Genomic DNA, 19,456 nt, shown 5'->3' on the forward strand with positions numbered 1-19,456 from the left:
CCCCCCCCCCCCCCCCCCCCCCCCCCCCCCCCCCCCCCCCCCCCCCCCCCCCCTTTTAGATGTGTATAAGAGACAGCGTGGGCTCGGAGATGTGTATAAGAGACAGCAACCCGCCTCACGCGCTTCATCGGGAATCAATACGCGTATTCGCTCCACCTGGTGGACGTTTTGCAATCGAAAGCAAATGGCACGCTCTTCGCTGTAACGTCCCAGGATGCCGGTTGAAAAATACAGCTTGCTGAAATCATATCGATTGACGGGAGCCTTTTTTATGCGCAACGCCAGTTCTATGTATAAATCCTCTTTTCTGACACGGAACAATCCTAGATTCTTCAGCTGGGGTTGGATTTTATTCATTTTTATTTCTCTCCCCCTGCTCCTTTATGAAGTCCCAGGCAATCGGTTGATATTCAACCTTCTTGGCTAGCGAAGCTTGTGTTCTTTCCCCTCCAAAGTTCGCCCAGATATTTCTCTGTTCGGCATATCTGATTTCACGAAACCAGCATTTCTTGCATTGCTCCCATTCGTTGTCCGTATTGAGCGTGCCGCGCACCGACTGCATGCGCCCGTTGTTCCAAAGCGAAGAAAAATTGACATTCTTCTTCAGATGGCCCACATTTTCAGCGTACATGTTCGCACAAGTCACGACCTCTCCATCGGCCATGATTACCGCTGTCCGGTGTATGAATATGCATTCAGCCGGCTCCGCCGTTGATCTGTCCACTGCAACCGCCTTGGCTTCATCGTGCAGCTTTTTCAAGTCTTCAATTGAAAGCATGATGTCGATTTTTTGAAGTTGACCTGATAGACATGGGGATGTCATTTCAGGAAATCCATCATAAGCCATCAATTGAAGACCCGGCGCAAGGCGATTTTCTTAAACCTCCAGCCACTCCTTGCGTACCTTCTGATCGGCGCGCAGCCCGTCGGGCGTGCCGTCGAAGACGATGCGCCCGTGGCCCATGACCAGGGCTCGGTCCGAGATGCTCATGGCGATGGTGAGCTTTTGCTCGATCAGCAGCACGGACACGCCGCGCTGCTTGATCTTCTGCAGGTACTCGCCCACCAGCTCGACGATCTTGGGAGCCAGGCCCTCGGTGGGCTCGTCGATGATGATCAGGTCCGGGTCGCCCATCAGCGTGCGGCACAGGGTCAGCATCTGCTGCTCGCCGCCCGACATCACGCCGGCCTCGGTGTGCTGGCGCTCCTTCAGGCGCGGGAACATGGCGTACATGTCGTCGAAGCCCCAGCGGCTGTCCCGGCCCTTGCCCTTCTGTCCCAGCAGCAGGTTCTGGTGCACGGTGAGGTTGGGGAACACATCGCGGCTCTCGGGCACGTAGCCCACGCCCAGGTGGGCGATCTCGTAGGCCTTGCGGCCGGTCAGGCTCTGGCCCTTCCAGTCCAGCGAGCCCTCCCAGTGCACCAGGCCCATGATGGCCTTGGCCGTGGTGGAGCGGCCCGAGCCGTTGCGCCCCAGCAGCGCGACGATTTCGCCGGGCTGCACCGAGAAATCCACGCCATGCAGCACATGGCTTTTGCCGTAATAGGCATGCAGGTTGTTGATGTTCAGCATCTCAGATCCTGTCTGTTCTCTATCGCTTTGAGCGCTACCCGTAGCGCATGAAACTGACGTGCCCCAAGCCAGGGACACCGAGCAAGGGCCGCCCCGCCGCGAGGGTGTCGTCCCCCACCCTTGCGAAGCAAGTAGAGAGGGGGAAGGCGCGCAGCGACTCAGGGGGTGCTTCCATTCAATGTGCACCAGCTTGTTGATCCGCCACGGACGAGCCCAGATAGGCCTCCTGCACGCGCGGATTGGCACGCACGGCCTCGGGCGTGTCGTAGGCGATGACTTCGCCGTAGACCACGACGGCGATCTTGTCGGCCAGGCCGAAGACCACGCCCATGTCGTGCTCCACGGTCAGCAGGGTCTTGCCTTCGGTGACCTTCTTGATCAGCTGGATGAAATGGGCCGTTTCGCTGTTGCTCATGCCGGCCGTGGGTTCGTCCAGCAGGATGACGCCGGCGCCGCCGCCGATGGTGATGCCGATCTCCAGCGCGCGCTGTTCGGCATAGGTCAGGTTGACCGCCAGCGTGTCGCGCTTTCTGTGCAGGCCGATCATCTCCATCAGCTCATCGGCGCGGGCATTGGCGTCGCGCAGCTTCGACAGGAAGCGCCAGCAGCTGTAGCGGTAGCCCAGGCTCCACAGCACGCTGCAGCGCAGGTTCTCGAACACGCTGAGCTTGGGAAAGATGTTGGTGATCTGAAAGCTGCGCGACAGCCCCATGCGGTTGATTTCATAGGGCTTCTTGCCGTCGATGCGCTGGCCGTTGAGCAGCACCTGGCCGCTGGTGGGCTCGAAGCGGCCACTGATCAGGTTGAACAGCGTGCTCTTGCCCGCGCCGTTGGGGCCGATGATGGCCACGCGCTCGCCGGGCTTCACGGCCAGCTGGGCGCCACGGATGATCTCTGCCTTGCCGAAGCGCTTGTACAGGTCGCGCAGCTCCAGCGCATAGGTGGCCTCGCCAGCCGCGGCGGCGGCCGCGGTGCCCGGACGTTCGATTGCAATGCTGGACATGGTTCAACCCTCCCCGCGCTTGATGGCTTCTTCGATTTCTTCCTGGATGCGCTCCCAGCGGCGCAGGCACCAGCGCCTGGCCACTTCCAGCAGGCCCAGGCCCACCACGAAGATGGCAACGGCCACGGTCCAGGTCGATGCCGAGCTGGTATCGAGCTGCACGCCCATGAACGAGACCTGGGGACCCAGGGCCGCATTGAGCTGCAGGTGGTAGATCATCTCGACGATGGCCGCGCCGCCCACGATCATGACCAGGGCGCTGGCCGCGATGGCCAGGTAGGGCTGGGCCAGCCGGCGCCACTTGCCGAAGCGCGCCACGCGCAGGTTCATCATGATCAGGCTGGCAACGCCGCCCGGTGCGTACATCACCATCAGCAGGAACACCAGGCCCAGGTACAGCAGCCAGGCTTTGGTCAGCTCCGACAGCAGCACCGAGGCCAGCACCAGCAGCACGGCGCCGATGATGGGCCCGAAGAAGAAGGTGGCGCCACCCAGGAAGGTGAACAGCAGGTACGAGCCCGAGCGCATGACGCTCACGCTGTCCATGGCCGTGATGATCTCGAAGTTGATGGCTGCAAGCCCCCCGCCCACGCCTGCGAAGAAGCCCGCGATGATGAAGGAGAAGTAGCGCACGCGCTGCGTGTTGTAGCCCACGAACTCCACGCGCTCGGGGTTGTCGCGCACGGCGTTGAGCATGCGGCCCAGAGGCGTGCCCGTGAAGGCGAACATGGCGGCCGTGCAGATGAAGCAGTAGGCGGCGATCAGGTAGTACACCTCCATGCCCGAGCCGAAGGTCAGCCCGAAGAAGGGCTTGCCATAGACGCGGTCGGTGGTGATGCCGCCCTCGCCCCCGAAGAACTCGGGGAACATCAGCGCCATGGACGCCACCAGCTCGCCGATGCCCATGGTGATCATGGCGAAGGTGGTGCCCGACTTCTTGGTGGTCACATAGCCCAGCAGGGCCGCGAAGAACATGCCGCCCAGGCCGCCGATGATGGGAATCAGCACCAGCGGAATGCCCCAGTCGCCGGAGCTGGCCCGGTTCATCGCATGGATGGCGATGAACGAGCCCAGCCCCGTGTAGACCGCATGGCCGAAGCTCAGCATGCCGCCCTGCCCCAGCAGGATGTTGTAGGACAGGCAGATGATGATGAGATAGCCGATCTGGCTGAGCATGGTCAGCGCCAGGCTGCTGGTGAACACCAGCGGCGCGACGATCAGCGCCAGGGCGAAGGCGCCCCAGATCAGGATGCGGCCGATGTTGAGCGGCTGGAAGCTGTAGTGGCGCCCTGCGCCCGCAGCCCCCGAAGCGCCCGGAACGCCTTTTGCGGCAGTGGATGTCATGGTCGTTTTGGTGATCGAGGACATGGTGTCAATCTCCCCGCGTGCCCAGGAGGCCCTTGGGCCGGAAGATGAGGATCAGCACCAGGAACAGGTAGGGCAGGATGGGCGCGACCTGGGAGATGGTGAGCTTGAGCAGCGGCCAGCCAAAGGTCTGCTCGCCGACCGGGCTGCCCAGCGAGGTCAGCAGGCTGGCCAGCGACCAGTCGATGGCCACGGCAAAGGTCTGCACGACGCCGATCAGCAGCGAGGCCACGAAGGCCCCCGCCAGCGAGCCCATGCCGCCGACCACCACCACCACGAAGATGATGGAGCCGACCGACATGGCCATGGCCGGCTCGGTCACATAGGTGTTGCCGCCGATGACGCCGGCCAGCCCCGCCAGCGCGCAGCCGCCGCCGAACACCATCATGAACACGCGCGGGACGTTGTGGCCCAGCGCCTCCACCATCTCGGGGTTCTTGAGCGCGGCCTGGATGACCAGGCCGATGCGCGTGCGCGTCAGCAGCAGCCAGACGGCCACCAGCATCAGCAGCGCCAGCAGCATCACGAAGGAGCGCGAGCGCGGGAACTGCGTGCCGTACAGCGTGAACAGCGGGCCCTGCAGCGCGGGCGGCAGGCCGTAGGGCACGGTGCCCCGGCCCCAGACCAACTGCACCACCTCGAGGATGAGATAGGACAGGCCGAAGGTCACGAGCAGTTCGGGCACATGGCCGTACTTGTGCACGCGGCGCAGGCTGTAGCGCTCGAACATGGCGCCCAGCGCGCCCACCAGCAGGGGCGCGACGAACAGCGCGCCCCAGAAGCCGATGATGCCGCTGAGCGTGTAGCCGAAGTACGCGCCCAGCATGTAGAAGCTGGTGTGGGCGAAGTTGAGCACGCCCATCATGCTGAAGATCAGCGTCAGCCCCGAGCTGAGCATGAACAGCAGCAGTCCATAGCTCACGCCGTTGAGCAGCGATATGGTGAAGAACTCAAGCGTCATCGAAAGGCCTTGGTCTCGGTGCGTTGGGGACAGGAAGCGGTGCGGGCCGCTCTCAGGACGGGCGCTTCATCTGGCAGGAGGTGGGCGTGCTGGCCACGTAGGGCTCGTAGTACTTCACCGGGGCGAAGGTGTAGCCCGTGTTCTCTGCGTCATACGGGTTCTTGCCGCCGGCCTTTTCCCAGCGCGTGATGTACAGGCCCTGCTGCAGCTGGTGGTCGGTCTTGCGCATCTCCACTTCGCCGTTGAAGCTCTTGAGCTTCATGCCCTCCAGCGCGGCCGCCACCTTGACGGGGTCGGTGCCGCCGGTCTTGACGAAGGCCGCATCCAGCAGCGCGAACACGTGGTAGATCGAGCTTTGCGTGAGGTCGTCGTTCATCTTCTTCTTGAACTCGGCCATCAGCGGCTGGATGGGGCCGCCCATGTTGTAGTGGCCATAGCCCACGGTGTAGACCTTGCCGTCGGAGGCCGCGCCCATGGCCGTGGGCGAGCCCGAGCCGAAGGCGTAGTAGGTGTAGAACTTGACGTTGTTCAGGCCCGCGTCGTTGGCCGCCTTGAGCAGCAGCGACAGGTCAGAACCCCAGTTGCCCGTGATCACCGTGTCGGCGCCCGACTGCTTGATCTTGGCGATGTAGGGCGCGAAGTCGCGCACCTGGGCCAGCGGCGCGAAGTCGTCGCCCACCACCTGCACGTCGGGCCGCTTGGCCTTGAGCATTTCCTTGGCGTACTTGGAGACCTGCTGGCCGTGCGAGTAGTTCTGGTTGATCAGGTAGACCTTCTTGACCTCGGGCACGTCCTTCATATAGGTCGTCAGCGCTTCCATCTTCATGGAGGTGTCCGCATCCAGGCGGAAATGCCAGTAGCTGCACTTGCTGTTGGTGAGGTCCGGGTCCACCGCCGCGTAGTTGAGGTAGACGACTTCCTTGCCCTTGTTGCGCGCGTTGTGCTTTTCCAGCGCATCCATGATGGCCAGGGCCGGGCCCGAGCCGTTGCCCTGCACCACGTACCGTGCGCCCTGGTCCATGGCGGAACGCAGCACGGCCGTGGTCTCCTGCGGGCTGAGCTTGTTGTCCAGCGGGATGATCTCGAACTTTACACCCGAGGCATTTTTCCTGTTGAACTCCTCGGCCATCAGCTGGAAGGTCTTGAGCTGGTTCGTGCCCACGGCGGCCATCAGACCCGACAGCGGATCGATCCAGCCGATCTTCACCGTCTCGCCCTTTTGCGCCCAGGCGCCCGATGCACAGGCCAGCATGGCCGAGGCGGCCACCGAATGCACGATCCACTTCATTTTTCTGTCTCCTTTTTCCGGTTGATTCGGATATCTGTATTGGCGCCAGACTAACGCCTGAATGACAATTTCCCTCTGGGGAATGCCTTAGAAACTATCGCGCATGCGACTTGGCTGCGGCCCTGGACACATTGGCGACAGATCGCCATCGATCAGGCCAGAAAACCGTGTTTTGCCTGATTTCAGGCAAAAAAAGGGGCGCCTCGCGCCCCTTTGCGAAGTTCACTGGCCGGTCAGGCGATCAGGAAGGCCGTTTCATCTCGCATGAAGTCGGCGTGCTGGCCACATAGGGCTCGTAGTACTTCACGGGGACGAAGGTGTAGCCGGTGTTCTCCGAATCCATCGGATACTTGCCGCCGGCCTTTTCCCAGCGCGAGATGAACAGGCCCTGCTGCAGCTGGTGGTCGCTCTTGCGCATCTCCACTTCGCCGTTGAGGCTGTTGAACTTCATGCCTTCCATGGTGGCCGCCACCTTGGCCGGGTCCGTGGTCTTGGCGCGCAGGAAGGCCTGGTCCAGCATGGTCAGGCCCGAGTACAGCGAGCCCGTGTACATGTCGTCGTTGAACTTGGCCTTGTAGCCCTTGGTGATGCGGTCCAGTGGGCCGGGCAGGTTCATGTGGCCGTAGCCCACCATGTAGACCTTGTCGGCCGCAGCTGCGCCCATGGCCGTGGGCGCGCCGGTGGCGATGGCGTAGTAGGTGTAGAACTTGACGTTGTTCAGGCCCGCGTCGCTGGCGGCCTTGATCAGCAGCGCCAGGTCCGAGCCCCAGTTGCCCGTGATCACCGAGTCGGCGCCCGACTGCTTGATCTTGGCGATGTAGGGTGCGAAGTCGCGTACCTGGGCCAGCGGCGAGAAGTCGTCGCCCACGATCTCCACATCGGGGCGCTTGCGCTTGAGCATCTCCTTGGCGTACTTGGAGACCTGCTGGCCGTGCGAGTAGTTCTGGTTGATCAGGTAGACCTTCTTGACCTCGGGCAGGTCCTTCATATAGGTCGTCAGCGCTTCCATCTTCATGGAGGTGTCCGCATCCAGGCGGAAGTGCCAGTAGCTGCACTTGCTGTTGGTCAGGTCCGGGTCCACGGCCGCATAGTTGAGGTAGACGACTTCCTTGCCCTTGTTGCGCGCGTTGTGCTTTTCCAGCGCATCCATGATGGCCAGGGCCGGGCCCGAGCCATTGCCCTGGAAGACGTAGCGCACGCCCTGGTCCATGGCCGAGCGCAGGGCCGCCGTGGTTTCCTGCGGGCTGAGCTTGTTGTCGATGCCGATGATTTCGAACTTCACGCCCGAGGCCGTGCCCTTGTTGAGCTCCTCGGCGATGTACTGCAGGCTCTTGAGCTGGTTGGACCCCAGCGCGGCCATGAGGCCGGACAGCGGGTCGATCCACGCAACCTTCACCGTCTCGCCCTTCTGGGCCATGGCGCCCGTGGCGCAAGCCAGGGCCAGGGATGCCGTCAATGCCTTGATCGCAAACTTCATGAAGCGTCTCCTCTTGTGGTGGTTTCTGGGCGAGGCCCAGGGTAATGGCCCCTGTGCCCTGCCCTGATCGGTGATTGCCCCTAGCGGCTATCGCCGACGAGACTCGGACCGGCCGCCCCGGCCAGGACATGCCCCCGCATGCCCTGCCACGGTGGCCGCCCGCAGCGGCTCAAAGCCCCGGCAGCCGGTAGCCGGCCAGCTGCTCGCGCAGCCGGGTCTTGAGCATTTTTCCGGTGGCGCCCAGCGGGATGGCATCGACGAAGACCACGTCGTCGGGGATCTGCCACTTGGCGGTCTTGCCCTCGTAGAACTTGAGCAGTTCCTCGCGCGTGACCTCGGCGCCGGGCTTCTTCGCCACTGCGACGATGGGGCGCTCGTCCCACTTGGGATGCGGCATGCCGATGCAGGCGGCCATGGCCACGGCCGGATGGGCCATGGCGATGTTCTCGATGTCGATGGAGCTGATCCACTCGCCGCCGGACTTGATCACGTCCTTGCTGCGGTCGGTGATCTGCATGAAGCCGTCCGGGTCGATGGTGGCCACGTCGCCCGTGGGGAACCAGCCGCGGCCCTGCGCGTCCTTGACCAGCGGGCTCTCGCCCTTGAAGTAGCTGTCCATGATCCAGGGGCCGCGCACCAGCAGGTCGCCGTAGCTCTTGCCGTCCCAGGGCTGGTCGGTGCCGTCGCTGTCGACGATGCGCATGTCCACGCCGTAGATGGCGCGGCCCTGCTTTCGCAGGATCTTCATCTGCTCGTCCTTGGGCAGCTGCAGCTGCTTGTTCTTGAGCGTGCACAGCGTGCCCAGCGGGCTCATCTCGGTCATGCCCCAGGCATGCAGCACCTCCACGCCGAACTCGTCCTGGAAGGCCGTGATCATGGCCGGCGGGCAGGCGGAGCCGCCGATCACCGTGCGCTTGAGCGTGGAAAACCGCAGGCCGCCCGGCCTGATGTGGCCCAGCAGCATCTGCCAGACCGTGGGCACGCCGGCCGCGTAGGTCACGCCTTCGGCCTCGATCAGCTCGTACAGCGACTTGCCGTCCAGCGCCGGGCCGGGGAACACCAGCTTGCAGCCCGTGAGCGCGGCCGAGTAGGGAATGCCCCAGGCGTTGACGTGGAACATGGGCACGACGGGCAGCACCGAGTCGCGCGCCGATATGCACATCACATCGGGCAGCGCGGCCGCGTAGGCGTGCAGCGTGGTGGAGCGGTGGCTGTACAGCACGGCCTTCGGGTTGCCCGTGGTGCCGCTGGTGTAGCACATGCTGGAGGCCGTGTTCTCGTCGAATTCGGGCCACTGGTACTGGTCGGACTGGCCGGCAATCCAGGCCTCGTAGCTGACCAGGCCCGGAATGCCGCTGTCGGCGGGCAGGCGGTCCGCATCGCACAGCGCCACCCACTGGCGCACCGTGGGGCACTTGGCATGCACGGCCTGGATGATGGGCAGGAAGGTCAGGTCAAAGCACATGACGCGGTCTTCCGCGTGGTTGATGATCCACGCCACCTGGTCGGGGTGCAGGCGCGGGTTGACCGTGTGCAGCACGCGGCCCGAGCCGCTGACGCCGAAGTACATCTCCATGTGGCGGTAGCCGTTCCAGGCCAGCGAGGCCACGCGGTCGCCAGGCTGCAGGCCCAGGCCGTCCAGCGTGTTCGCCAGCTGGCGCGAACGCCGTGCCAGGTCGCGGTACGTATAGCGATGGATATCGCCCTCCACCCTGCGCGAGACGATCTCCGCATCGCCATGGTGGCGGTCGGCGAAGTCGATCAGCGACGAGATCAACAGTGGTTGGCTTTGCATCAGACCCAGCATCTATAGGCTCCTAAGGTGATTGAACTTCGTGAACGTCGTGAACTGCGGACCGCGGATTCGCGCAAGGCCAAGGCCCTGGGGCGCGATGCCGCTGCCCGCATGGAGGGTGGCTCAGGCCGGCGCCCTGGGTCCAATCCCGGCAGGGACAGGCGCATCGTTTTTCCGGCATGGTTGACGCATTGTCTTGTCGCAACTCGGCAGCGTCTTCGCATGCTCGTATGGGATATACCCTAGGACGATGCTGGAGGCATGCGCCGCGTCATGCCACAGCGTGTTCGTGGACGGCGTCTTGTCGTTGCCGAAGATCCAGTATCCGGTCTGCGATGGCGAATCCACTGTCACGCGAATGCTTGAACCGGCGCGGAACACATGCGCGAATTTCTGGATCTCCACCCGCATCAACTGGGGCTGGCCGGCGACCAGTGGCACATCCTTGTCCCGTGTGTAGGCACCCCAGGGACGCAGCGCCGTGGATCGGCTCTCATCGAGCGCACGCTTGGACGCACGCAGCCAGCCGCGCTGCACGAACATCTCCTGCCCGTCCGGCCGCACCTCGGACACGGTGACCTGGACGTCGGTATTGGCGGCAGTGGCGCTGAGCCACAGGTCGGCCGAGCCTTCGCCATAGAAGCTCAGGTCCTGCGGCAGGGCCGCCGTGGTGAAGACCAGCTGGCCATCCTTTTCCGACGCGGGCACGGCGGGCCAGCCTTCGGCCGCCGGGTTGTTCACCTGCGGGCTCAGGGCCGGATAGCGGTAGCTGGACGAAGCCGTGCCTGAGGCGGGTGCGCTGTCGCCCAGCGCCTGGCCCGGCTGCATCCACAGGCGCAGGGGCTTGACCTGGACAGGCAGCCGGTCAAACCGTGCCTCGCCCGTGGGCATGAGCTTGGCGCCGCCATTGGGGGCCTTGGCGTCCGTGGTCTGCATCTCCTGCAGCAGGCGCACGCGCGGCTCCTTGTCGAAGCCGTTGTCCTCGCCCTTGACGAAGCGCGCCAGGAAGCGCTTCAAGGTCTGGTCGATATGGTCCGAGGTGATGTTCGTGTGGTGGTCGCCGTTGGAGCTGACCAGCCACATCCTGTCGGGCGCAATGGTGTCCTCGTAGTAGCCCGAGCGCGGGCCGATCTGCTCGTCCTGCCAGGACTGCGTGCCCAGCGTGGGGATATTGATCTTGCCGCTTTGCAGCATGGCGCTGCGCTCCAGGTACAGGCCATCGGCATAGGGGTTGTCCAGCCACTTGATGAGGTCCAGCTCGGGCCGCTTGATCTTCTCGATATTGTCGGCCACGGTCTTGGCGCATTCCGTGTCGCCGCCGTTCTTCACGGCCAGGTCGGCAGCCGTGCGCCAGATGCGCGGGAAGCCGTTCCACCACTGCGCCGGAAAGCCGATGTTGGCAATGCCGCCCGGATAGCCCACGTCCCGGTAGGGATCGCCCACATTCTTGCTGGGCGTGATCGCCAGCAGCCCCTTGGGCCGGTGCGCCGCCACCCACAGCTGGTTGTAGCCCGAGTACGAGTAGCCGATCATGCCGATGCGGCCGTTGGACCAGGCCTGCCGCCCGGCCCACTCGATGGCAAAGGCACCGGCCGCACCTACGCTGGCGTCAAACACCTTGTCATCCCCCGTGGAGCAGCCAGTGCCCGGCACGTTCAGCCCCATGACCGCATAGCCTTCCTTGGTCCAGGGACTGCTGATGTTGGGGTACGAGCCCGAGATATAGCCGTCGTACTCGACCAGCAGCGGGAACGGGCCCGGCCCCTCGGGCAGCAGCAGCGAGTAGCGCATCCTGCTGCCGTCCGGCAGGGTGATGTAGCCCGATTGCTGGCCCGGCCCCATGGGCGCGGGCATGCCCGACGATCCCCCTCCGCAGGCGGCCAGGCCCACGGCGGCGGCCGCAATGGCCCCCGCCAGCGGCCAGCGCCAGGCATGTGTGAAAACGGTCTTGACTGTCATGGGTACTTGTCTCCTTCGTTGTTGTTGGCTGTCTCTCGGGGCCTGCCGCGGCAAGCCCCTGCTCACTCATCTACTCGCTCATAGGCTCTCTCACTGCAGCCGGATGCTGGTCGCGCCCGGCTCGGCGTCGAAGATCAGGCTGGACGGCCAGGGCTTCCATGTCTGGCCCAGGGCCGCGTTCTGCGGATTGCCCGTCTGCATGAAGGCCTTGAGGCTGGCCATCATGGCGTTCGACAGCGCCAGCCGGCCCGGGGCATTGGCCGTGCTGTTGGTCACGCGGGAGAACACGGACGGCCCGAAGTTGCCGAAGAGAAAGGGCAGATCGAAGGCATGGGCCGCACCGTAGACCGTGTTCCAGGGCGCGGGCTGGCGCGCCCAGTCGAAGCGGTAGCTCCAGACCTCGGCCTGGCGCGTGCGCAGCGTATTGAGCAACTGGTCGCGGCTGGGGTCGGCGAACAGACGGGTCAGTTGCGCCATGCGGGCGTTGTAGCCCGTGACCGGCGTATCGACGGGCAGGTAGGCGGCATCGATGATGTCGGCCAGGCCCGGCGCGTTGGGCGACTGCGCATCGAAGGACTGCATCATGCGAAAGCGCGCCGCATCATCGATCCTGAAGCCCGGCTTGCCGCCCAGCGCCGCCAGCAGGGGCGCGAACAGCTTGCCCTCCTCGGCCGTGTAGCCGGCCATCACGGGCATGCGGTTGTATTGGCCCGCAGCCAGCGCGGCCATGGGATCGGTGGGCAGCAGCAGGCCGTCGGGAATCGGTCCCGCGCCCGTCAGGCCCTTGGCCACCAGGGTCTGCAGCAGCACGCGCGCATCCTTGCCGCGCAGGTAGGCCGCAATCTGCGCCGGTGTCCAGCCGGCAGCCACCGTGGCGGCAGCCGCCACATCGGCAGCCAGCCCATCGGCCACCATCAGATGGGCCAGCAGCAGCGCGGACTGTGTGGCGTAGGCCGAAGCCGGCTTGAGCGTGGCCAGCACGCCGGCCGGCAGATTGGATGGAAGCGACAGCCCGCCGCTGATGGGCACCAGCCTGTGGAACAGGCCGCGCGCCGATTCGGCCGCCAGCAGCGCCAGCACATTGGTGGCACCCGCCGACTGGCCCATGAGCGTGACATTGCCCGGATCGCCGCCAAAGCCCGCGATATTGCGCTGCACAAAGCGCAGCGCCTGCAGGTTGTCCAGCAGCGCGAAGTTGCCCGTGGCCGGCGCGCCGGCCTGCATCTGCGGCATGTGCATGTAGCCCAGGATGTCCAGCCGGTAGTTGGCCGTCACCACCACGGCATTGGCGGCGCGCGCCAGGGCCGCGCCGTCATACAGCGGATCGGCCGTATAGCCCGAGATCGCGCTGCCGCCATGGATGAACACCAGCACCGGCAGCTTCTCGGCGCCGCTGGCCGGGCGCCAGATGTTGAGCGTCAGGCAGTCCTCGCTGCCCACGGGCTGGCCCAGGGTGGAGGCGATGGTGTCGTCGAAGCGGTTGTTGGCTCCCGGGCCGTACATGCGCCCGATCTGCAGGCAGGCATTGCCGAACTGGCGCGCCTCGCGCACGCCCTCCCAGGCCTTGGGCTCGGCCGGCGGCTGCCAGCGCAGCGCGCCCACGGGCGCCTGGGCAAAGGGCACGCCCTTCCAGTAATAGGTGCCCGTGGCGGCGCCATCGTCCACGCCGCGCAAGGGGCCGTAGGCCGTCTCGCGCAATTCGGGACCTCCGCCGCCCGAGCCGCCGCAGGCCGCGAGCCACAAAGCCATTGAAGCCACGGCCAGGCGTATGCCGCCAGCCATCCACCGCTGTCCTGTGCGCATGCTTGTCTCCTGAATGGTTTTTGGGGTTTCCCGTATGGGCCGCGCCGGGCCCATGGGTCACACTGCGCAGTCGTTCGCCGCGCTGCAAAAATTCTAGGAACAGCGCGGCAAAACGCCGCTATCGCAACCACGCCAAAACAGTGACTTCAGAACGCAAACAGCGCCCCGAATGGCCCAGGAAAACCCGGTCATGACAACGCAGCGCAGCAGCTCCGCCGCCTGGGTGCGCGGCATCCTGGACATGATGGCCACCGAAGGGCTGGCCCCGCAAAGCCTGTGCGCCGCAGCCGATATCGACCTTGCCGCACTGCAGCATTCGCAGACCCGTACCGATGTGGACCGAGTGAGCCGGCTCTGGGAGCTGGCCGTGGCCCAGTCCGCCAATCCCACGCTGGGGCTGGACCGGCAACTGGCCGCGCGCCACGGCAACATCGATCTGGTCGGCTACTCGCTGGCTTCGGGCCCGCACCTGCTGGCCGGCTTCCGCGACCTGGAACGCCACATGGCCGTGATCTCGGACGCAACGTCCTTCACGCTGGAGCGCGATGCGCGCGGCTACTGGTTGTCCATACATCACATCGGCGCCACACGGCCCGTGCCGCGCCAGCGCGTAGAGTTCGCCGTGCTCACGCTGCTGGTGCTGTGCAACTGGCTGACGCGGCGCGATGTCCGGCCGCTGGCCGTGGAATTCATGGCCGAGGCGCCCGCCCCCTCGCACGAGGCCGCCTACCGCGCGGCCTTCGGCCTGCTGCCGCGCTTCGGCGAGGACGCGAACCGCTTCCTGCTGTCCGAGGCCGACCTGCTCGCCCCCATTCCCACGCACAACCCCGAACTGCTGGCACTGCACGAAAAGCTGGTCGAAACCGAACTCGACCACCTGGGCCAGGCCGGCGTGGGCGCGCGCGTGCGCCACGAGATCGCGCGCCTGCTGCCCCAGGGCGAGCCACGCCGCGAAGACGTGGCCAGCCTGCTGGGCCTGACCGACCGCACCTTGCAGCGCCGCCTGCAGGCCGAAGACACCAGCTACCAGCAACTGCTGGACGAAACCCGGCGCGAGCTGGCCCTGCAGTACCTGGGCGAGCCGCGCCGCAGCCTGGCCGAGGTGGCCGACCTGCTGGGCTTTGTGGACCAGAGCAATCTCTTTCGCGCCTGCCGCCGCTGGTTCGGCATGCCACCTGGCCAGTACCGGCAGCAACTGCGTGCGTGAATGCATGGGGTGAATGCGCGCATGAACCTTGCGCCCCACGGGGCATAGGCGCTGGGGGACAATTCCCACATGAACCTGCATGCTGCCGCCGAAGGCCAGGCTCCGGCGACCTCCCCACGCCCTCCCATCTCCTGGCAAGACGGCTTCGCCGCCCTGGGCCCGGACTTCTTCACCCATCTGCGCCCCACGCCGCTGCCCGAACCGCACTGGATTGCCACCAGCACCGGCACCGCCGAGCTGCTGGGCCTGGACCCGCAGTGGCTGGCCTCCGATGAGGCCCTGCAGGCGCTCACCGGCAATGCCGTGCTGCCCGGCAGCCATCCGCTGGCCAGTGTCTACAGCGGCCACCAGTTCGGCGTCTGGGCCGGCCAGCTTGGCGACGGCCGTGCCATCTTGCTGGGCGAAACGGCCTCGGGCCACGAGATTCAGCTCAAGGGCGCGGGCCGCACGCCCTATTCGCGCATGGGCGACGGGCGCGCCGTGCTGCGCTCGTCCATCCGCGAGTTCCTGTGCAGCGAGGCCATGCACGCCCTGGGTATTCCCACCACGCGCGCGCTGAGCCTCACCGGATCGCCCGCCCCCATTCGCCGCGAAGAGATCGAGACCGCCGCCGTGGTGGCGCGCGTGGCTCCCAGCTTCATACGCTTCGGCCATTTCGAGCACTTTGCGGCGCGTGACCAGATAGCGCCTCTGCGCCAGCTGGCCGACTACGTGATCGACCGGCACTACCCCGAATGCCGCACGGCCGAGGCACTGGCCGGCAACGCCTACGCCAACTTCCTGCAGGCCGTGAGCGAGCGCACGGCGCGGCTGCTGGCGCACTGGCAGGCCGTGGGCTTTTGCCATGGCGTGATGAACACCGACAACATGAGCATCCTGGGACTGACCATCGACTACGGTCCCTTCCAGTTCCTTGATGCCTTCAACCCCGGCCACATCTGCAACCACAGCGACACCCAGGGCCGCTACGCCTTCAACCGCCAGCCCCAGGTGGCCTACTGGAACCTGTACTGCCTGGGCCAGGCCCTGCTGCCGCTGATCGGCGAAGAGGAACTGACCATTGCAGCGCTGGAGTCGTACAAGCAGGTGTTTCCGCAGGCCTATGGCGCCCTCATGCTGCGCAAGCTGGGCCTGCCCGAAGATGCGCCAGGCACGCCGCCCGCCGAGGGGCGCTTTGCCGCCCTGGTGAACCAGCTGCTGCAGCTCATGGCCGACAACGCGGTGGACTACACCATCTTCTTCAGCCGCCTGACCGATGCGGTGGCTGCAGGTGCCGGTGCCGGCACGGACCTCGACCTCGAGCCCGTGCGCGACCTGGTGCTGGACCGCGAGGCCTTCGACCGCTGGGCAGCCCTGTACGCACGGCACCTGGCAGGCACGGATGCCGCGGCGGCCGCCGCTTTGATGCAAGAATCGAATCCGCGCTTCGTGCTGCGCAACCACCTGGGCGAGATGGCCATCCGCGCCGCAAAGGCCGGTGACTTCGCTCCGGTGCGCCAATTGCTGGCCGTGCTGCAGACTCCGTTCGACCCCCACGCCGAGCATGCCGAATGGGCAGGCTTCCCGCCCGACTGGGCTTCCTCCATCGAGATCAGCTGTTCATCATGAGCTTTCCCATCCACAAGACCGAACAGGAATGGCAGGCCGAGCTGCAGGCCAAGGGCGCCGAACCTGCCGCCTTCCAGGTGACACGCCATGCAGCCACCGAGCGCCCGTTCACCGGCCGCTATGAGCAGTTCTGGGCCGATGGCAGCTACCACTGCATCTGCTGCGGCAGCAAGCTGTTCGACTCCGACACCAAGTTCGATGCCGGCTGCGGCTGGCCCAGCTTCGACCGCGCCATCCCCGGCGCCATCACCGAAATCGTGGACCGCAGCCACGGCATGGTGCGCACCGAAACCGTCTGCAGCCAGTGCGGCGCCCACCTGGGGCATGTATTCCCCGACGGCCCCTCCGACACAGGGCTGCGCTACTGCATGAATTCCGCATCGCTGGAATTCGAGCCGCCCAAGGCCTAGGCTCCAGGCCCGCAAAAACCCCAGGCCACGCGGCCCTGCACCGATGCCGGGCCGCGCCGGCTGCGCCACAATGCGCCTGCCAAGCTCAGGCTCCATGCCTGACTCCAAGCCCATCGAAACCTTCCAATGAAGTTACTGATCGACTTTTTCCCCATCATCCTGTTCTTCGTCGCCTTCAAGGTCTGGGGCATCTACACGGCAACGGCCGTGGCCATCGTCGCCACCATTGCCCAGATCGCCTATCTGCGCGTGCGCCACGGCAAGGTCGAGCCCATGCAATGGGTGAGCCTGGGCGTGATCGTGCTGTTTGGCGGCGCCACCTTGCTGGCCCACAACGACACCTTCATCAAGTGGAAGCCCACCGTGCTGTACTGGCTCATGGGCAGCGCCCTGTTGATAGGCCAGCTGGTGTTCCGCAAGAACCTGCTGCGCTCGGTCATGGGCGCGCAGCTGCAACTGCCCGACAACGCATGGCGCACCCTGAACTGGAGCTGGGCGGCGTTCTTCGCGGTCATGGGCGCGCTCAACCTGGTCATCGCCTACCGCTTCGACACCGACACCTGGGTCAACTTCAAGCTGTTCGGCGGCATGGGGCTGATGCTGGTCTTCGTGATCGGCCAGGCCATCTACATGAGCCGCTTCATGCAGGAAGACAAGGGCGAGGCAGCAGCCGCCACGCCCGACGCCCTGCCCCCGCCTGGCGTGCAGCAGGACAAGCAGCCATGAGCGCGCCCGCCCATCCTCTGCCCATCACCGCCGAAGCCATGCAGGCCGTGCTGCGCGAGCGCCTCGCCCCCGATCACCTGGAAGTGATCGACGAGAGCCACCAGCATGCCGGCCATGTGGGCGCCAACGGCACCGGCTTCGGCACGCATTTCCGCGTGCGCATTGCGTCACCTTTGTTTCAAGGCAAGCCACGCGTGGCACGCCATCGCCTTGTGTATGATGCGCTGCAAGAATTCATTGACCAGGGCGCACACGCCATCGCCATCGAGGTTCTTTGAACTTTTACAGGCTCCGACGATTCGGAGCCTGTTGCGTATCCGCGCTATAGAATCAATTTTTCCTTCACATCTGGAATTCGCATGAAAAAACAGCTTCTGACCAGCCTGGTGACTGCCGCCGTGCTGAGCACCGCGGCCCTGTCCGCCTCGGCCCAGAACATCGCCGTCGTCAACGGCAAGGCTGTGCCCAAGGCACGCGCCGAAGCGCTCAAGCAACAGATCGAGCAAAGCGGCCGCCCCGTGACGCCCGAGCTGGAAGGGCAGATCAAGGAAGAAGTCATCGCCCGCGAGATCTTCATGCAGGAAGCCAACAAGCGCAGCCTAGCCAACAGCGAAGCCTACAAGCAGCAGATGGAACTGGCCCGCCAGACCATCCTGATCCGCGCGCTGTTCGAGGACTTCCAGAAGAAGAACCCCGTGACCGACGCCGAAGCCAAGGCCGAGTACGACAAGGCCGTCGCTGCCAACAGCGGCAAGGAATACAAGGCCAGCCACATCCTGGTCGAGTCGGAAGACCGCGCCAAGGCCATCATTGCCGAGATCAAGGCCGGCAAGAAGTTTGAAGACATCGCCAAGAAGGAGTCCAAGGACCCCGGATCCGGCGCCCGTGGCGGTGACCTCGACTGGGCCAACCCCGGCAACTACGTGCCCGAGTTCTCCGAAGCCCTGATCAAGCTCGAAAAGGGTGGCATGACCCAGGAGCCGGTCAAGACCCAGTTCGGCTACCACATCATCCGCCAGGACGACGTGCGTCAGGCCGAGCTGCCCAAGTTCGAGGAAGTCAAACCTGAGATCGTGAAGCAGCTGCAACAGCAAAAGCTGGCGCAATTCCAGGAATCGCTGCGCGAAAAGGCCAAGATCCAGTAAGATGCGTACGAGTCGGCGGTTTTTGCCGCCGGCCTGACCATCACCAGCCCGCCTTGCGCGGGCTCTTTTTTGCCTGCGTCCTTGTATCGACACGTGGGGCTGACTGCCACTGGCACTTCCCCGAAACAGGTCAAAATGGGGGGCATGGCGACCTGCCCCCTGCCGCCTTGCCAATCTTCCTAGAGAGGCCCAAGAGTTGGCAGGTTAACTGAATGAAGGCTCTACGGGTGAACGCTGACCCGCTGTCCGACCTGATGGCCTCTGGGTAGCCTCTGGAAGCCTACAGCTCGCTCAAGGATTGTGGAGGCGTATGTGCCGCCGGGCATCGACGAATATACCGCGATGGCCACGCACTCATGGCTGAAGTCATCGGCAATGATCAAGCAGTTGATGCACCTGCTGTTGCTCAACGAGCCACTGACAAAGTCCAGGCTCCGTATTTGATGACCCATGTCGCGGCCACCAGCGGTGTGCGCTCGCCACGGTACTTCTTGCCCATGTTGCGCTTGCGCACGGCCAAGCCTTGCTCACGGCAAAGGCGAAACACCTTCTTTTGGTTGGCGCCAGGAAACTCGCCCTAGCGCATGTCGTACACACGGCGATACCCAAAGCGCCGCCACTGCATGGCTACATGCCTGGATGCGTTCAGCCAAGCACGCCGTGTGTACATCGGGTTGCTGTGGATGCCGCCAGACATCCCGAGACAGCCCCACAAGACGACAAGCCCGCCGCTAAGATATCTGAGGGGTGTCCCGCATCTTGGCGATGGCCTTGCGTTTGTCTTGCAGGGCTGGCGTTTGCGCCGAGCCTTGACTTTGAGCGCGTCCAGATCGAGGTGCACTTCGGCCAGTAGTTTCTGGAGTCGGATGTTCTCGACTTCAAGGCCTCCAACTCTGACTACACAAAATCAGTTTAAGAGAATTTCAATGATCTGACGATTACGCTATTACCTGGAGAAAGAATAATCTCTTTAGGAACCGAATGCTTTAGCACTATAAAACTATTAACATCATCAACAGTCGCATTCTGTCTCTTATACACATCTGACGCTGCCGACGAAATGCGAACAGTGTAGAGAGCGGGGGTGGCGGTAGGATTGAAAGGGGGGGGGGGGGGGGGGGGGGGGGGGGGGGGGG

At 64.7% G+C, this 19,456-nt stretch carries 16 protein-coding genes and 1 pseudogene; 7 read left to right on the plus strand and 10 right to left on the minus strand.

Translation table 11 applies throughout. From position 1 onward, the window contains the following. Positions 1 to 205 (plus strand): annotated as a pseudogene (locus JHD82_RS24935) (hypothetical protein); the annotation flags it as partial. Between the two features lie 144 nt (positions 206 to 349). Here the strand turns inward: JHD82_RS24935 and JHD82_RS24940 are convergent. The 10 genes from JHD82_RS24940 to JHD82_RS24985 form a co-directional block, all read right to left on the minus strand. Then, positions 350 to 778 (minus strand): SPASM domain-containing protein, encoded by a 429-nt coding sequence (locus JHD82_RS24940; RefSeq protein ID WP_199139366.1) that lies wholly within the window; start codon positions 776 to 778, stop codon positions 350 to 352. Positions 779 to 877: 99 nt separating this feature from the next. After that, complete coding sequence (locus JHD82_RS24945; RefSeq protein ID WP_012205150.1) at positions 878 to 1,573, minus strand: ABC transporter ATP-binding protein; 696 nt, start codon at positions 1,571 to 1,573, stop codon at positions 878 to 880. Between the two features lie 175 nt (positions 1,574 to 1,748). Further along, positions 1,749 to 2,576, minus strand: coding sequence for an ABC transporter ATP-binding protein (locus JHD82_RS24950; protein ID WP_012205149.1), 828 nt, complete (start codon positions 2,574 to 2,576; stop codon positions 1,749 to 1,751). A gap of 3 nt (positions 2,577 to 2,579) precedes the next feature. Then, a complete protein-coding gene (locus JHD82_RS24955) occupies positions 2,580 to 3,944 on the minus strand; it encodes a branched-chain amino acid ABC transporter permease (RefSeq protein WP_013802771.1) in 1,365 nt (454 codons plus the stop codon). Between the two features lie 4 nt (positions 3,945 to 3,948). Next, positions 3,949 to 4,902, minus strand: coding sequence for a branched-chain amino acid ABC transporter permease (locus JHD82_RS24960; protein WP_013802772.1), 954 nt, complete (start codon positions 4,900 to 4,902; stop codon positions 3,949 to 3,951). Positions 4,903 to 4,954: 52 nt separating this feature from the next. Further along, positions 4,955 to 6,190, minus strand: a complete 1,236-nt coding sequence (locus JHD82_RS24965) for a branched-chain amino acid ABC transporter substrate-binding protein (RefSeq protein WP_012205146.1) — start codon at positions 6,188 to 6,190, stop codon at positions 4,955 to 4,957. 241 nt (positions 6,191 to 6,431) lie between these two features. Next, a complete protein-coding gene (locus JHD82_RS24970) occupies positions 6,432 to 7,667 on the minus strand; it encodes a branched-chain amino acid ABC transporter substrate-binding protein (RefSeq protein ID WP_012205145.1) in 1,236 nt (411 codons plus the stop codon). A gap of 169 nt (positions 7,668 to 7,836) precedes the next feature. Further along, positions 7,837 to 9,474: a 3-(methylthio)propionyl-CoA ligase gene (locus JHD82_RS24975; protein WP_199139368.1), complete on the minus strand. Its 1,638-nt coding sequence runs from the start codon at positions 9,472 to 9,474 to the stop codon at positions 7,837 to 7,839. Positions 9,475 to 9,585: 111 nt separating this feature from the next. Then, a complete protein-coding gene (locus tag JHD82_RS24980) occupies positions 9,586 to 11,421 on the minus strand; it encodes a CocE/NonD family hydrolase (RefSeq protein WP_199139370.1) in 1,836 nt (611 codons plus the stop codon). 90 nt (positions 11,422 to 11,511) lie between these two features. Then, on the minus strand, positions 11,512 to 13,224 hold the full coding sequence (locus JHD82_RS24985) for a carboxylesterase/lipase family protein (RefSeq protein WP_199139372.1): 1,713 nt from the start codon (positions 13,222 to 13,224) through the stop codon (positions 11,512 to 11,514). 190 nt (positions 13,225 to 13,414) lie between these two features. Between JHD82_RS24985 and JHD82_RS24990 the strand changes: the two genes are divergently transcribed. From JHD82_RS24990 to JHD82_RS25015, 6 genes are all read left to right on the plus strand, one after another. Beyond that, positions 13,415 to 14,431: an AraC family transcriptional regulator gene (locus tag JHD82_RS24990; RefSeq protein WP_043822774.1), complete on the plus strand. Its 1,017-nt coding sequence runs from the start codon at positions 13,415 to 13,417 to the stop codon at positions 14,429 to 14,431. A gap of 69 nt (positions 14,432 to 14,500) precedes the next feature. Beyond that, positions 14,501 to 16,039: a YdiU family protein gene (locus tag JHD82_RS24995; RefSeq protein WP_199139374.1), complete on the plus strand. Its 1,539-nt coding sequence runs from the start codon at positions 14,501 to 14,503 to the stop codon at positions 16,037 to 16,039. After that, positions 16,036 to 16,449, plus strand: coding sequence for a peptide-methionine (R)-S-oxide reductase MsrB (gene msrB / locus JHD82_RS25000; protein WP_012205139.1), 414 nt, complete (start codon positions 16,036 to 16,038; stop codon positions 16,447 to 16,449). Before JHD82_RS24995 ends, msrB begins: the two co-directional genes overlap by 4 nt. Before the next feature lie 126 nt (positions 16,450 to 16,575). Beyond that, on the plus strand, positions 16,576 to 17,175 hold the full coding sequence (locus JHD82_RS25005; protein WP_013802779.1) for a septation protein A: 600 nt from the start codon (positions 16,576 to 16,578) through the stop codon (positions 17,173 to 17,175). Beyond that, on the plus strand, positions 17,172 to 17,453 hold the full coding sequence (locus JHD82_RS25010) for a BolA family transcriptional regulator (protein ID WP_013802780.1): 282 nt from the start codon (positions 17,172 to 17,174) through the stop codon (positions 17,451 to 17,453). The genes JHD82_RS25005 and JHD82_RS25010 overlap by 4 nt, the downstream gene beginning before the upstream one ends. 81 nt (positions 17,454 to 17,534) lie before the next feature. Further along, a complete protein-coding gene (locus JHD82_RS25015; RefSeq protein WP_123691391.1) occupies positions 17,535 to 18,320 on the plus strand; it encodes a peptidylprolyl isomerase in 786 nt (261 codons plus the stop codon). Positions 18,321 to 19,456 lie beyond the last annotated feature (1,136 nt).

The organism is Delftia sp. ASV31 (assembly GCF_016428765.1).
Lineage (GTDB): Bacteria > Pseudomonadota > Gammaproteobacteria > Burkholderiales > Burkholderiaceae_C > Comamonas > Comamonas acidovorans.

What these genes read in the sequence shown, in the direction of transcription:
- JHD82_RS24940 (WP_199139366.1), bottom strand. Translation starts at nt 778, where the DNA reads ATGCTTTCAATTGAAGACTTGAAAAAGCTGCACGATGAAGCCAAGGCG.
- JHD82_RS24945 (WP_012205150.1), bottom strand. Translation starts at nt 1,573, where the DNA reads ATGCTGAACATCAACAACCTGCATGCCTATTACGGCAAAAGCCATGTG.
- JHD82_RS24950 (WP_012205149.1), bottom strand. Translation starts at nt 2,576, where the DNA reads ATGTCCAGCATTGCAATCGAACGTCCGGGCACCGCGGCCGCCGCCGCG.
- JHD82_RS24955 (WP_013802771.1), bottom strand. Translation starts at nt 3,944, where the DNA reads ATGTCCTCGATCACCAAAACGACCATGACATCCACTGCCGCAAAAGGC.
- JHD82_RS24960 (WP_013802772.1), bottom strand. Translation starts at nt 4,902, where the DNA reads ATGACGCTTGAGTTCTTCACCATATCGCTGCTCAACGGCGTGAGCTAT.
- JHD82_RS24965 (WP_012205146.1), bottom strand. Translation starts at nt 6,190, where the DNA reads ATGAAGTGGATCGTGCATTCGGTGGCCGCCTCGGCCATGCTGGCCTGT.
- JHD82_RS24970 (WP_012205145.1), bottom strand. Translation starts at nt 7,667, where the DNA reads ATGAAGTTTGCGATCAAGGCATTGACGGCATCCCTGGCCCTGGCTTGC.
- JHD82_RS24975 (WP_199139368.1), bottom strand. Translation starts at nt 9,474, where the DNA reads ATGCTGGGTCTGATGCAAAGCCAACCACTGTTGATCTCGTCGCTGATC.
- JHD82_RS24980 (WP_199139370.1), bottom strand. Translation starts at nt 11,421, where the DNA reads ATGACAGTCAAGACCGTTTTCACACATGCCTGGCGCTGGCCGCTGGCG.
- JHD82_RS24985 (WP_199139372.1), bottom strand. Translation starts at nt 13,224, where the DNA reads ATGCGCACAGGACAGCGGTGGATGGCTGGCGGCATACGCCTGGCCGTG.
- JHD82_RS24990 (WP_043822774.1), top strand. Translation starts at nt 13,415, where the DNA reads ATGACAACGCAGCGCAGCAGCTCCGCCGCCTGGGTGCGCGGCATCCTG.
- JHD82_RS24995 (WP_199139374.1), top strand. Translation starts at nt 14,501, where the DNA reads ATGAACCTGCATGCTGCCGCCGAAGGCCAGGCTCCGGCGACCTCCCCA.
- msrB (WP_012205139.1), top strand. Translation starts at nt 16,036, where the DNA reads ATGAGCTTTCCCATCCACAAGACCGAACAGGAATGGCAGGCCGAGCTG.
- JHD82_RS25005 (WP_013802779.1), top strand. Translation starts at nt 16,576, where the DNA reads ATGAAGTTACTGATCGACTTTTTCCCCATCATCCTGTTCTTCGTCGCC.
- JHD82_RS25010 (WP_013802780.1), top strand. Translation starts at nt 17,172, where the DNA reads ATGAGCGCGCCCGCCCATCCTCTGCCCATCACCGCCGAAGCCATGCAG.
- JHD82_RS25015 (WP_123691391.1), top strand. Translation starts at nt 17,535, where the DNA reads ATGAAAAAACAGCTTCTGACCAGCCTGGTGACTGCCGCCGTGCTGAGC.